This is a genomic window from Enterococcus sp. 6D12_DIV0197, from assembly GCF_002174385.1.
Lineage (GTDB): Bacteria > Bacillota > Bacilli > Lactobacillales > Enterococcaceae > Enterococcus_D > Enterococcus_D casseliflavus.
Map to the genome: position 1 here is coordinate 1,480,629 of NZ_NIBN01000001.1, position 12,891 is coordinate 1,493,519.

The window sequence follows — 12,891 nt, forward strand, 5'->3', positions numbered from 1 at the left end:
TCCCCTAGCTGCGGGTCTTTTTTGCTTACTCTTTACAAGCAAAAGAAAATGATTTATACTTGATTAGTCAACAGTTGACAAGTCAACGGTGAAAGGAGCGGTTTATGCAATGAATTTACGTGAGCTTAGCGGATTGCTGTATCGGATGAAAATCGTGAATCAAGAATTAACGGCGATCTTTGAAAAAGAGACTGGCTTTAGTCTGACCCGTTATCAGTTGCTGCAGTTTTTGAATGAGCAAGGACGCTGTACCCAAAATCAAGTACAGAATGAATTGAAGATCGATAGTGCAGCGGTCACTCGGCATTTGAAGATTCTCGAAGAAAAACAATTTGTGACACGGGAACGAAACAAAGACAATAACCGCGAGATTTTTGTTTCTTTGACACCGAAAGCACAAGCCGATTTGGCTAGTTGTGCTTCAAAGTATGCCAGCTCTGAGGAGTCGTTAGGCATCAATTTGACCGAAAAAGAAGAAGCACAGCTTTTAACATTACTTATGAAATTAGTTCCATGAAAGAAGGCAAACCCATGACAGAATATAGCAATAACAATTTTTCAGAGATCACCTTTGGCCGAAAATCGGTTCGTGTCTATGATGAAACCTACAAAATCCCCCATGAAGAAATGTTGACCATGATCCAAGAGTCAACGACAGCACCTTCCTCAGTCAATATGCAGCCTTGGCGCTTTGTCGTTGTGGAAAGCGATGAGCAAAAAGCAAAATTGAAACCGTTGATTCGTTTCAACGTCCGTCAAAATGATACCTCTTCTGCAATGGTCTTGATTTTTGGTGATATGCTTTGTCATGAACTAGGAGAAGAAATCTATAACAAAGCAGTAGCAGAAGGCAAAATGCCAGCGGAAGTACGTGACCAACAATTAGCAGCGATCATTCCGCATTACGAAAATCTTACAAAAGAACAAATGAATGATGTGGTGAAGATCGACGCTAGTTTAGCAGCGATGCAATTTATGTTAGTTGCGCGGGCGCATGGCTATGAAACCAACCCAATCGGCGGCTTTGAAGCAGATCAATTAGCAGAAGCTTTTGGCTTAGACAAAGAACGTTATGTTCCTGTCATGATCCTTTCAGTCGGAAAAGCCAAAGAATTAGGCTATGAATCCGTTCGGTTAGACGCAGAACAAATTACGACATTTCTATAAGAGGAGGGAAAACGATGGAAATCATCAATGCAACGTTTTACATCAAAGAAGAAAAGCGGGCAGATTTTTTAGCCGCTGTTACGCCATTATTAGCATCGGCGAGAGCTGAGGAAGGCTGCCACGGCTATCATCTTTATGAATCATTGGAAGAGAACAATCGGTTTGTCATGGTCGAAAAATGGGCGAATCAAGAAGCAATCACCGCTCACAATCAAAACCCGCTGCTGCAACAATTATTCCAACAAATGCCTGACTTTGCAGCCAAACCGAGCGAGATCGTTGTCGCTCATCAAGGAGAATAAAGATGACGATTTTATCGACGATTTTGATTGTACTGGTTGCCTTAGAATTTTTCTATATTCTCTATTTAGAAACATTTGCCACTACGTCCAAAGCAACAGTGCGGATCTTCAACGTGACGAAACCAGAACTTGAGCGACCGATCGTCGTGACCTTGTTCAAAAACCAAGGGGTTTACAATGGGCTGATCGGTTTGGGGTTACTGTATAGTATTACCTTTGCTTCAGCGCCATTGGAAATCAGTCGCTTGCTGTTGATCTACATTATCTTAGTAGCTGCATATGGCAGTGTGACTAGCGACAAGAAAATTATTTTGACCCAAGGCGGTCTAGCGATCCTTGCCTTGCTATCCACCTTTTTTTAACCAATAAAAGAAGAAGCCCCCTAATCTAAGAAAGCCTTTCTATACAATAGAAGCTTTCTTAAATCGGGGGCTTTTAATGTTTGGGCAAAGAGTACTCAGAACGTGAAAAAAATGATAGGATAAGAGAAGGGACTAACGATTTTCTGGACGTAAACTGGTTGCCGCAAATAAGGCTTTTACTAGAATAGGTGTTAAGATCGCAGCTGTGATCACCTCAGAGATTCCATTCGTTATAGCAATTCCACCGAGGGTCACGAATAAAGCCGAAGCATCGACACCATAGGTATTGGCAACTAAGCCAGTATATAAGGTTCCCATTAGGGTTAAGACCAAAACTGTATTGGTGATGGTCCCAAAGATTGCTGCAACAATCGAAGCAGCGACGACTTTTTTGGTCTTTTTGTAAATGATCGTAAACAAGAGACCAGCCACTAAGCCAACCAACACACGGGGAACCACCGAGATGATTGGGTTGGTGAAAACGGCAATGTCCAAGGGCGTTGTCGGAGAAGTAAACGCACGGATCATGGTAAAAACACCCCAGACTAAGCCGATGAACATCCCGTCTTTTGTCCCTAAAACGATGGCAGCGACGATCACCGTGATATGGATGATCGTTAAACTAGTGATACCGATCGGAATAAATCCAAGGAAAGGTACCATCGTCTGTAAAATAATAATAGCAGTCAAAATGGCACGAATGACAAGGCGATAGGTTTTGCTTTTTGTATTCATTGTAAAAACTCCTTTTTTTATAATGACACTCGTGTCATTTTTAAGTTAGGTTGATTATACAACAAAATGACACGAGTGTCATTAATAATGTGATGAAAGGAGCCAAAAAAATGGCGAAGAAGCAGCAGAGCGAATTGACTACAGCGGAAAAGAAAAAACAACAAAAGCGTGATTTGATTCTTGAAAGTGCCAAAGTCGTCTTTAGTAAGAAAGGTTTGATTGATGCGACAATGAAGGACATTATCGAAGAGTGCGGCATTAGTCGCGGCGGCATTTATTTGTACTTTCGTTCGGTGGATGAGATTTTTTTGGCAGTGTTAGAGCAGCGTTCCAAACGAAAATTTGATGATGTACGAGAGATGATCATGGAGCAAGTACCCTTTGAAACGATTTTAAACAAATATTTTTCCGACCATCGCAAGCGTCTACTCCACAGCATTTCTGACGGTATGCTGCGAGCCGTCTACGAGTATTACTATACGCATAAAACCGAAGCCTCCAGTTCCCTGCAGCAAGCACAACTTTCTGAGACGAAACGGACGATCCATGAGATTTTTCAAGTGGGCGTTCAGCAAGGTGTATTAAAAGATGAAAACTTGGCAGTGATTGCAGAAAACTATATGTTCGTGATTGAAGGATTAGGGATTTTGGCTCTGACCGGTCACATCACAGAACAGACCATTGATGACCAAATCGCCGTAATGAGACAACTACTCCCTTATCGTGAATAACACAGACAAAAAAAACTCGCTCTTTTCTAGAAAACACTAGGAAGGAGCTTTTTTCGTCTGTTTATAACTTTGTGAATCAAGCATATTTTGCAGAAAATTAATGTAATAAAAGTGAAATCTACAACATTATTTATTTTTTCTTAAGAAAAAGGACTTTTTCTATGAAGTTTTCTTGAACAGTTGATACATAGGGATTCACTCGGCGTGTCGGTGGGATAGGAGTGGGGAACATGTAATAAAAAAACAGAGCTTATTTATGTAACTAAAATGTAAATCGCTTACGGATTGGGTTTGTTGCTGAACTATGGTAAAATGAAAATGGTCAAATAAATGAAAAAAAAGTTTTAAAATTGAATTTGGAGGATCAGATGAAGAAGAAAATCTTTGCAACAGTGTGTATGTGCGGCATTGTATTGTCATCATTCGGCGGACCTGTGACCGTTTTTGCTACGAATCACGATCAATTGATCGAACAAAAAAATAACGAAATTGATCAGTTGAGACAGCAACGTCAAAGCGTACAAGGAGAAATTGACGGATTGTCTGCAGAAATTGATTCGTTAAATCAAGAAGCAGCAATCATTTTAGCGCAGCAAAGTGATTTGTTGCAAGCGATCGAAGGATTGGATCAGGAAATCAGTCAGTTAGAAGAGCGGATTGCCAAACGCTCAGAAAACATTGAAAAGCAAGCCAGAGAAACACAAGTTAATGGAAAAGGTGACCATTTTCTAACAGCGGTACTAGAGGCGGACTCTGTCAGTGATCTAGTGGGTCGTGTACATGCCATGACGACGATCATTCGAGCGAATAATGAAGTGATCGAACAGCAAAAATCCGACCAACAAGCTGTTGAACAAAAGCGTGCGGAATCACAAGAAAAAGTGGCAGAATTGCAAGCAGCACAGAGCCATCTGGAAGCACAAAAAGGTGTTTTGGAAGCAAGCCAAGCAGAATTAAATGTCTTAGTTAGTAATTTAGCCTACGAAGAAGCAACGAAAGAAGAAGAAAAAGAACAGCTGCGTGCTGAAAAAGAAGCCTATGAAGCGGAGCAAGCGAGAATTCGTGAAGAAGCTGCCCGAGTAGCTGCTTTACAAGCCCAAGCGGAACAAGCGGCGCAACAGCAGGCAGAACAAGCTGCAGCGGAAGAAGCAGCCTTGAATGAAGCAGCTGTTCAAGCAGAGGGCACAGAACCTGACGCAGAAACAGAGAGCCCAGCGCCAGTGGAAGAGCCAGAAGCACCAGCAGAAACGCAACCAGAGGAAACGCAAGAATCTGAACCGGTTGAAACACCAGAGGTTCCAGAGGAAACACCAGTAGATACACCAGAAATTCATGAGCCAGAAACACCAGTGACACCTGCAGCACCGGAGACGCCAGCGGACAGTGCACCTGCAGTTCCTGCACCAACGCCAGCACCGACGCCAGTTACACCAACACCGGCGCCAACGCCTGCTCCGTCACCTGCACCGATCGTGACGCCGCCAGCACCTTCTGCACCAGGATCAACAAATGGTGCTGCAATCGTGGCAGAAGCCTATAAGCATATCGGAAAACCCTATGTGTGGGGTGCCAAAGGACCGGACAGCTTTGACTGTTCTGGGTTTACTCGCTATGTCTTTTTACAAGTAACAGGGAGAGATATTGGTGGATGGACGGTGCCACAAGAAACAGCCGGTACAGTGATTTCCGTTAGCCAAGCACAACCAGGAGATCTTTTATTCTGGGGTTCATCAGGTAGCACCTATCATGTAGCCATTGCTTTAGGTGGCGGACAATACATTCATGCACCACGCCCAGGTCAAAATGTTTCTGTTGGCAGCACCGCTCATTTTACACCTAGCTTTGCAGTAAGAATGTAAGAAGTAGCTAGCTGTAGTTTTAAGGAGAGACAAATGGAAGAAAGAAAACAACTTCGTTATCGTGCGAAGAAACAAAAAAGAGGGCTTCTTTACCGTAAAAGTGCGGCGGCAACCGCTGCACTTGTTAGTACGGTGAATATTTTGCCGATGAATGTTTTAGCAGATACACTCGAGTCAGCAGAAGCCCAAAATGGTGTTCAAGTAGTTGAAACAGCAGAGTCAACCCAAGACACATCGACGCATGATTCAGTGAGCATTGTAGAAGATCAAGAAGTGAACGAGGGATCACCAGCAACGCAAGATAGTACCGATCCATCAGAAGCTGAAAGTGCGGATGGAGTAGACATCCAAGAGGTACCCGAAAATGCACCAGCAGATGATGCTTCTGAACAGAATGAAGCAGAAACCGATCGTGACATTCCTGTTCTGTCAGAAGAAGAGCGGATCGCCATTGAAACGAAGGTCATGCCCAACTACAATAATCCAATGGCACGTTCCAACAATCAGCAAGCATTTATTCAGCAAGTAGGACCAATGGCACAAGAAGTTGCCGGGGCAAATGACCTCTACGCTTCGGTCATGATTGCCCAAGCGATCTTAGAATCGGGTTGGGGGCAATCCACGCTGACCACTCTTGCAAATAATATGTTTGGTATCAAGGGATCTTACAATGGACAATTTGTAGAGATGCAAACCATGGAAGATGACGGGAATGGCAATCTCTATCCGATTATTGCTAGGTTTCGTAAATACCCCTCATTAAAAGAATCTTTTCAAGACAATGCGCACGTTTTGAGAACTACCTCATTTTCGCCGGGTGTTTTCTTCTACCATGGGGCATGGAAGTCTAATACAAATTCTTATCGTGACGCGACTCAATGGCTGCAAGGACGTTATGCCACCGATACTTCTTATGCAAGTAAGCTAAACAACTTGATTGAAACGCACAATTTGACCCAGTACGATACATCAAGTGGTGGCGGTTCAAATGATAACAACAATAACAATTCTGAGCAGGCGATCAATAAGCAATTCAGAACAAATGCAGCACTCAATATCCGTTCGGATGCTTCCACTAGCGCCTCGATCGTTGGTTCATTGGCTGCCAATGCAACATTTGAAGCAGTAGCGCAAAAAACTGGTACCATTGTGAACGGCAATACGACGTGGTATCGAATTCAAGGACGTGGCTGGGTAAGTGCTGCTCACGTGACGGAGATCTCATCGAATACGGGTGGGAATGATAACAACAATAATAATGGTAACAACAACAATAACAACAATGCCGAACAAAGCATCAACAAAGAGTTCCGCACAACTGCTGCCTTGAACATCCGTTCAGATGCATCGACTAGCGCTTCTGTTGTTGGCTCCTTGGCAAGTAATGCGACATTTCGAGCAGTCGCTCAAAAGACAGGAACGAGTGTCAACGGAAACAATGTGTGGTATCGAATTCAAGGACGCGGCTGGGTGAGTGCTACGTACGTGACAGAAGTGAACGCTGGAAGTAATAGCTCTGAGCAAAGCATCAACAAAGAGTTTCGTACAACCGCAACATTGAATATTCGCTCTGATGCGTCTACCAGTGCCAGAATTGTTGGTTCTTTGTTAAACAACTCCTCTTTTCGCGCGGTTGCGCAAAAGACCGGAACCAGTGTGAATGGCAACAACGTCTGGTATCGAATTGAAGGACGTGGCTGGGTAAGTGCAGCGTATGTTCAAGAAACGAACACTTCCTCATCAAACAGCACCACCTATACCGTACGTTCGGGAGACACTCTATGGGGCATTTCGCAACGCTACAGTGTGACTGTGAATCAGTTGATGCAGTGGAATAATCTTTCTGGCTCATTGATTCTTGTAGGACAGCGTCTTGTAGTCCGTAGATAAAATGAAAAAACATCTGGAACCATTTTTGCGGCTATTTGCCAAAATGGTTCCAGATGTTTTGTTTATTCTTCTTTGAAGCTGTTCATGATCGCTGTTAGCTCGTCTTTTGAAGAGTCGTATAAGCTTTCTAACGTCCAACCATACAACTGAACATAATTATTGTCGGTTTCAAGTACATAATAAATATAGTGGATATTTAGCCCTTCAACTGTCGCTGGGAAATCAACGAAATAGGCCTTCGTGTCAGGAATTGGTAAAAAGGTGGCGGTCGTATCGAAGCTTGTTGCCAAATTTTCTTGAACCAATCCGAGATAAGTTTCTAAATCGGCAAAATCTTGTTTCGATTCAACGATTGCAGCTAAGTATTTCGTTTCTAACGCATCTGACAACATGAAATCATTGTCAGGATTCAATGAAGTGAAATCGGGTACCTCTTGCCAATTACTAGGCAAATCGATGGTATAGTTTGTTCCACTCACGCCTGTGATGGTTTGTTCCGAACTCGGTAAAGCCGCTTCGCTGGAAGAGCCCGTCGACTCTTGCGCGACTTCTGTTGACGAAGTCATAGATAAGCTTGTAGCGCTTGCATTTTCTGTGCTTTCTGAAGCTGGTTTCTCCTCTTTTGGCGTACAGCCAGCAAAAAGAAGTGTGAACCCCAATAAACTAAAAACAACACTTTTTCTCATTATTCTCACGTTCCCCTTTGTTTTCTATTTTCAAATAACCAACATTATTTAGTTAATCGTATAATAGGAAAGGAAATAACGCAATAAAATATTCTCAGTTACTGCATGAAAAGAAAAAAATAAAGGATTGTTAAATAATAAATTTAAAAAATGAAGCCGAAATAACTGACTGTTACCGCTTATTTTCACTTTTTTCTTAGATTGATGCAAAAGTTGATTATAAATACGGGGCGACTTTTGCTATGCTTTAGAAAAGAAAGGAAGCATTAAAAGAATAGTGAAGTTAAAAATTGTGTCGGTTATATCTATAAAATAATAGTGTGTTTTTTATTTATCTATTTGTTTTGAATAATTGTCAGAATTTTGTTGCGAAATGCTATGGCTTCTTTCGATACAAAAAGTAGGGCGACATCAGCGACAGCCGGATAGAGAAAGATAGCTCAAAGCGGCGAGGAATAGAAGAAACATAAGATCTACGTTTAAAAATAATGGAACTAGGGGGAAGGAAATTGTTTTATCAATCAGTAAATGAGTATCTAGTAAAAATGAGAGAAGGATTATCTGCTGAAACCATTAAAGGTGAAATGCCATCAGTCTATGCGTACTGGTTAGCACAGGAAGCAGAATTGAAAAAAATATTGAAAAATAAAGACATGGCTTTTTGGATGGATATCCAAAGAGTTCTCTTGATCGATGCAAAATTAGTATTACTTCGCAGTTACATCAATGACTACGATTTTCACGGATTTTCCGAAGATGAGATCATTGCAAATGTGGAACAAGATCATTTTACCTTCAACAAAGAACTATGTGGCTATAGTTTGAAAGAACAAGTGCACCCATCAATTATTTTTGGTGATCAATAAGCAACGAAAAAAGAACGTTCAAACAGGGAATAAGCTACTGCACTGATTCAAAATAAGACTGATTGATTTGTGGTATGATTGTGATGACAAGTACGATTGCACAGATCATTGTGACAGTTTGAAAAGGAGCGGATAGGTATGGTTCAATTTGAACGGATCATTTTATTATTTTTCTTGTACTCATTTATCGGTTGGCTTTGGGAAACCATTTATTGCTCACTAAAAGCCAAGCACTTTGTGTATCGGGGCTTCCTTGTTGGTCCCATCACACCCATCTACGGCTTTGGGATTCTTGGCGTTGTCTATTTATTGCGGCCATTGCATGAGCAAGTGATTCCACTGTTCTTTGCGGCAGCGTTGTTGGTTACCGTGCTTGAATATGTGACAAGTTATTTACTTGAGCGTTTTTTTCATGCCTCATGGTGGGATTATAAAGAAGTCCCATTAAATATCAATGGACGGGTAGCATTGCCGATTTCTCTTTTTTGGGGCGTGTGCTGTGTGCTCATTGTTCGATTTGTTCATCCGCAAATGCTGGAGATTGTTCAAACATTGAGTGCTCGCGTAGGATTCTTATTGCCAGTTTTCTTATTGATGGTTCTCTCTTTTGATATGGGCTATACCTTAGCTAACTTGGTTGCCTTTCAGAAAGCGGTGCAACAGGTCAATCAAGCCTTTGAACAGCACAAAAAAGAATTGGCTGAAAATATTGAGCAATATAAAAACGATTGGCAAGGGCGCTTCGCAGCGTTTCCAGAAGAATGGCGCGTATTAAAACAGAATCTACCGAGATTGAATTTCCATCAAAGAAGACTCTTAAAAAACTTTCAAAAGTTAGAAATCAATCAGATAAAAAGCAGTCAGGAATTGTCTCGATTTATTGAAGCCATTCGTAAGAAAAAATAGGTTTGTTACGATTAGATTACAAAAAATAAACCCTTATCAATGCTGATTCTTCCCACTTCTGACTAATTTCAGTCGAAAAAGACGATGAAAACACCCACTTTTACGATAATTTGTAACAAATTGTAAAGGTCCTGCAATAAAATTCTTCTTAAGAATTTGTATAATAGGATATGTTGGAAACCATAGTGAGAAGTGAGGGAATTTTTTGAAGGCAAAGAAACTACGAACAATCGTTGTCGCTGTCTTTGCGGCAGGAATCGTTTCTCCAATCTTTGCGCAGGCTGAGTCACTTGAATCATTGCAAGAGCAAGAAAGTGCCGTCATGCAGCAAAGTCAGGAAATCAGTACGGAAGTACAGATTGCATTGACTGATGTGAATGCGAAATACAGTGAGGTAGAAGAGCTAAAAGCTCAAATCGCTGAAAATGAAGAATCATTAGCAACAACCAAAGCAGAAATCAAAACTGCACAAGAAACAATTGAAAAGCGTGAAGCAGTCGTTGCGGAACGTATGAAAGACATCCAAGTCAATGGCGGGGCTACCAGAGACTGGACGGTACTATTAGAATCATCCAACATCCAAGATTTTATCAATCGTGCCTATGCGATGACGATGCTACAAAACTTGGAAAAAGAAAAGATCGATTCACTGACAGCAGAAAAAGAAAAGCTGGAAGCTTTAGAAGAAAAAGCACAGTCAACACAGCAATCATTGAAAGAAAATCAAACAGCATTAGAATCAGAAGCCAAAACACTGGATTCAAAAATTGCGAATCTACAAGCCCAATTAAAAGAAAACGAAGCAACTTTGGCACAAATCGCTTCCAGCAAAGAAGCTGAAACAGCTCGCTTAGCTGCTGAAAAAGCAGCTGAAGAACGGGCAGCCAAAGAAGCGGCGGAACAAGCAGCGAAAGAAAAAGCTGAAAAAGAAGCAGCCCAAGCTGCGGAACGTTCAAGCGCTTCTGAATCCCAAGCGTCTGCTTCATCGAACAGCAATACGACTGAAAGCAGCAGCTCATCATCGAGCAGCTCTTCAAGCAACAACAATAGCTCGAACAGCAGCTCAAGCAATACAACTAACAACAGTAATAACAATAGCAACAACAGCAATACTAGTAGTGGTCGAACATTGATGATGGAATCAACTGCTTACTCGTATAAAGAAGCTGGCTCTAGTTTCTTTACAGCTAGTGGTACAGACTTACGTAAAAATCCAATGGCAGTTGCCGTTGATCCAAGCGTGATTCCGTTAGGCACCTTAGTCAATGTTGAAGGCTATGGCGTAGCACTAGCGCTTGATACGGGTGGTGCAATCAAAGGAAACATCATTGATGTTCACTTTGATAACGTCGCACAATGTAGACAATGGGGACGTCGTCAAGTAAAAGTAACGATTCTCGATTAATCAATCAACTAGCAAGAAGCAGCTCACAGAATGAAGTGGCTGCTTCTTTTTTTTGCTTTTAATAGAATAAGGCATAAGTAGAGAGCGTATCGCTGTGTCAGTGCCGACATAAGCGATAGGCTCTGGATTTATTGTTAAACTGCTCACAAGCTCTTACACTCATTCTCAGGAGCATTTTTTGAATAGCTTGGTCAGATCGAGGGAAACGGCGGGTGTTCGCTAATCAAGGATTGAAATTAGCGTTTAGCGTTTCCTCTAAAGCTTCCCAGTCGTGCTCATCGGGAAAGGTTTTGAATAGCAAATAATCAATGTCTTGGGCATATTCGGTAATGTATTCCGTATAGTTGGTAACGATCAAATCAATCTGATTTTTTTCCAAATAGCCTGCCGACAATTCATTGGAGTCCGGAAAATAAAAGGTCCGAGAACTGCGCAAATAACGAACAGATTTGCATTTTAATAATTGGCATAAATAAAAGGGGCCTTCGAACAAAAAAGCGATATTCTTCTTGGCTTGCCAGTACAAAGATTTAATAGAAGTAACGTACATCGTAAGACTCGTTCCTAAGTGCTCCAGTGTGTTACTGTCCCAAATTTCTCTAGCTAATGGTTGCGTCAACAGATAGTTTTTAAATAGATGGTAATCATCCATATACGCCTCTTCGACAAAATGAACGGTATCCGAAATCATATGGTTTAATAAGGGGGATAATAATTGCTTGATTTTTGCTACCGTAAAAAAGGATTCTACTAAGAGCCGGTCACGAGCGCTATCTTGAGTATCTGGCAAACAATCCTTGACAAAGGCTGCCGCAAGCTGCTTGATTTCAGGCCAATGATTATACTCTTTACAAAAGGTTTGTTCGATCGCCAAGTTGCTGATCGAACGACGGGTTTTCACCAATAAGAACAAATAAAGGACTTCCTCATAGGGAAGTTCTTTTTGGTATTGTTCACTCATTGCCTCGTTGATTTCAGAAAATAGCCGAAAATCATTATATTGCTCAAATAGTTTTTTAATTTGCTTAGGCAACTCGATACGTTGACCTGCAAAATGGCGCTCAAAGGTGATATACAAGTAATAATTGAACTCACCAAATGAACAAGCATGCTGGTCGAGTTGATAACATCTTGAAAAAGCACTAGCAGTGATATTTTGGATGGCGATCGGTGGAAAGATCGTATGGGCAGTAATTTCCGATTCATAATAGAAATCATGGAAAAACTTGCGAATATTGATCTCCTCACCAAGAAAGCAAATAGGATTGGTTTGGATCTCCAAACGATAGAAAGAAAAAATAGGTTGCACCTTCCGCAAATAGCGAAGAACGGTGCTTTCTGATATATGGTATTTCTCTGCCCATTCCGATGAGCTATAAAGATCATTGTGGAAAATACTTTCGATGATATGGAACAAAATCTCATCGGCAATCAGCGCACGTTTTTTCGTTAAATACACAGCGGACTGCTTGATTGAAAAAATATACCCCTTATGAGAAGAGTCGATCGATAAACAGTCGCCAAAATACTCTTTGAGATCCGTTATGTCAGTTACGATCGTTCGCGTGGTACTTCCTGAAATCTTTGCCAAACCTTGAGTCGAACATTGATAATTTTTCTCGAATGCCATCAAAATTTTCAGCCATCGAATCGTTGCTGTGTTGGTAATAAAATTAATTTGAAAATTTCTCAAGACGTGGCTCCTTTCATGAATAAAATCGCAAATCTTACTTATTCATCTTAAAGAAGATAGGGAAGAAAAAACAAATCACGTATTTCATCGGTTGGTGAAATCTATACCTGAGCCTGTGCAAGATTTTTTGCATTTTCTATAAATCAACTGATGATCGGCATATATATAGGTAGAAACACGTTTTTTCAGTGCAAAGAAGGAAATTGACTGGCATTGAATAGTAAGAGAGGGGGGATAGTTTTATTACGATAAAATAAAAAATGAATGATTAACTATATTTAAAATAAAA

Annotated in this window: 13 protein-coding genes; 10 read left to right on the plus strand and 3 right to left on the minus strand. The window is 41.1% G+C overall.

All coding sequences use genetic code 11. The features are described 5' to 3' along the window. Positions 1–109: 109 nt before the first annotated feature. From A5867_RS06925 to A5867_RS06940, 4 genes are read left to right on the plus strand one after another with little or no spacing between them, the layout of a single operon-like run. Positions 110–517 (plus strand): MarR family winged helix-turn-helix transcriptional regulator, encoded by a 408-nt coding sequence (locus A5867_RS06925; RefSeq protein WP_087627211.1) that lies wholly within the window; start codon positions 110–112, stop codon positions 515–517. A 14-nt stretch (positions 518–531) separates the two neighbouring features. Further along, the gene (locus tag A5867_RS06930) at positions 532–1,167 is read left to right on the plus strand and encodes a nitroreductase family protein (protein WP_008378805.1); all 636 of its coding nucleotides are present in this window, start codon (positions 532–534) and stop codon (positions 1,165–1,167) included. A 14-nt stretch (positions 1,168–1,181) separates the two neighbouring features. Further along, positions 1,182–1,469 carry a putative quinol monooxygenase gene (locus A5867_RS06935; protein WP_016608137.1) on the plus strand — a complete coding sequence of 96 codons (288 nt, stop codon included), beginning with the start codon at positions 1,182–1,184 and terminating at the stop codon, positions 1,467–1,469. Positions 1,470–1,471: 2 nt separating this feature from the next. Then, positions 1,472–1,831, plus strand: coding sequence for a DUF1304 domain-containing protein (locus tag A5867_RS06940; protein ID WP_087627212.1), 360 nt, complete (start codon positions 1,472–1,474; stop codon positions 1,829–1,831). Between the two features lie 132 nt (positions 1,832–1,963). On the opposite strand, the gene A5867_RS06945 is transcribed toward A5867_RS06940, so the two are convergent. Then, positions 1,964–2,566 carry an ECF transporter S component gene (locus tag A5867_RS06945; RefSeq protein ID WP_016613515.1) on the minus strand — a complete coding sequence of 201 codons (603 nt, stop codon included), beginning with the start codon at positions 2,564–2,566 and terminating at the stop codon, positions 1,964–1,966. A gap of 110 nt (positions 2,567–2,676) precedes the next feature. On the opposite strand from A5867_RS06945, the gene A5867_RS06950 reads away from it, so the two are divergent. From A5867_RS06950 to A5867_RS06960, 3 genes are all read left to right on the plus strand, one after another. After that, on the plus strand, positions 2,677–3,297 hold the full coding sequence (locus A5867_RS06950) for a TetR/AcrR family transcriptional regulator (protein WP_015509375.1): 621 nt from the start codon (positions 2,677–2,679) through the stop codon (positions 3,295–3,297). Between the two features lie 368 nt (positions 3,298–3,665). Continuing rightward, positions 3,666–5,156 carry an NlpC/P60 family protein gene (locus A5867_RS06955; RefSeq protein ID WP_087627213.1) on the plus strand — a complete coding sequence of 497 codons (1,491 nt, stop codon included), beginning with the start codon at positions 3,666–3,668 and terminating at the stop codon, positions 5,154–5,156. Positions 5,157–5,189: 33 nt separating this feature from the next. Continuing rightward, positions 5,190–7,046, plus strand: coding sequence for a glucosaminidase domain-containing protein (locus A5867_RS06960; RefSeq protein WP_087627214.1), 1,857 nt, complete (start codon positions 5,190–5,192; stop codon positions 7,044–7,046). A gap of 62 nt (positions 7,047–7,108) precedes the next feature. Here A5867_RS06960 and A5867_RS06965 read toward each other — a convergent pair whose 3' ends face one another. Then, complete coding sequence (locus tag A5867_RS06965; protein ID WP_087627215.1) at positions 7,109–7,732, minus strand: hypothetical protein; 624 nt, start codon at positions 7,730–7,732, stop codon at positions 7,109–7,111. A gap of 488 nt (positions 7,733–8,220) precedes the next feature. On the opposite strand from A5867_RS06965, the gene A5867_RS06975 reads away from it, so the two are divergent. The 3 genes from A5867_RS06975 to A5867_RS06985 all read left to right on the plus strand — a co-directional run bounded on the left by A5867_RS06975 (position 8,221) and on the right by A5867_RS06985 (position 10,909). Then, on the plus strand, positions 8,221–8,598 hold the full coding sequence (locus tag A5867_RS06975; protein ID WP_005234961.1) for a hypothetical protein: 378 nt from the start codon (positions 8,221–8,223) through the stop codon (positions 8,596–8,598). A gap of 138 nt (positions 8,599–8,736) precedes the next feature. Next, positions 8,737–9,504, plus strand: coding sequence for a putative ABC transporter permease (locus tag A5867_RS06980; protein WP_005234965.1), 768 nt, complete (start codon positions 8,737–8,739; stop codon positions 9,502–9,504). Between the two features lie 205 nt (positions 9,505–9,709). Then, a complete protein-coding gene (locus A5867_RS06985; protein ID WP_087627216.1) occupies positions 9,710–10,909 on the plus strand; it encodes a 3D domain-containing protein in 1,200 nt (399 codons plus the stop codon). Between the two features lie 223 nt (positions 10,910–11,132). On the opposite strand, the gene A5867_RS06990 is transcribed toward A5867_RS06985, so the two are convergent. Next, positions 11,133–12,602 carry a helix-turn-helix domain-containing protein gene (locus tag A5867_RS06990; protein ID WP_087627217.1) on the minus strand — a complete coding sequence of 490 codons (1,470 nt, stop codon included), beginning with the start codon at positions 12,600–12,602 and terminating at the stop codon, positions 11,133–11,135. Positions 12,603–12,891: the final 289 nt, after the last annotated feature.

Excerpts from the sequence above, each read along its gene's own strand:
- A5867_RS06925 (WP_087627211.1), top strand. The coding sequence starts at position 110 with ATGAATTTACGTGAGCTTAGCGGATTGCTGTATCGGATGAAAATCGTG.
- A5867_RS06930 (WP_008378805.1), top strand. The coding sequence starts at position 532 with ATGACAGAATATAGCAATAACAATTTTTCAGAGATCACCTTTGGCCGA.
- A5867_RS06935 (WP_016608137.1), top strand. The coding sequence starts at position 1,182 with ATGGAAATCATCAATGCAACGTTTTACATCAAAGAAGAAAAGCGGGCA.
- A5867_RS06940 (WP_087627212.1), top strand. The coding sequence starts at position 1,472 with ATGACGATTTTATCGACGATTTTGATTGTACTGGTTGCCTTAGAATTT.
- A5867_RS06945 (WP_016613515.1), bottom strand. The coding sequence starts at position 2,566 with ATGAATACAAAAAGCAAAACCTATCGCCTTGTCATTCGTGCCATTTTG.
- A5867_RS06950 (WP_015509375.1), top strand. The coding sequence starts at position 2,677 with ATGGCGAAGAAGCAGCAGAGCGAATTGACTACAGCGGAAAAGAAAAAA.
- A5867_RS06955 (WP_087627213.1), top strand. The coding sequence starts at position 3,666 with ATGAAGAAGAAAATCTTTGCAACAGTGTGTATGTGCGGCATTGTATTG.
- A5867_RS06960 (WP_087627214.1), top strand. The coding sequence starts at position 5,190 with ATGGAAGAAAGAAAACAACTTCGTTATCGTGCGAAGAAACAAAAAAGA.
- A5867_RS06965 (WP_087627215.1), bottom strand. The coding sequence starts at position 7,732 with ATGAGAAAAAGTGTTGTTTTTAGTTTATTGGGGTTCACACTTCTTTTT.
- A5867_RS06975 (WP_005234961.1), top strand. The coding sequence starts at position 8,221 with ATGGAACTAGGGGGAAGGAAATTGTTTTATCAATCAGTAAATGAGTAT.
- A5867_RS06980 (WP_005234965.1), top strand. The coding sequence starts at position 8,737 with ATGGTTCAATTTGAACGGATCATTTTATTATTTTTCTTGTACTCATTT.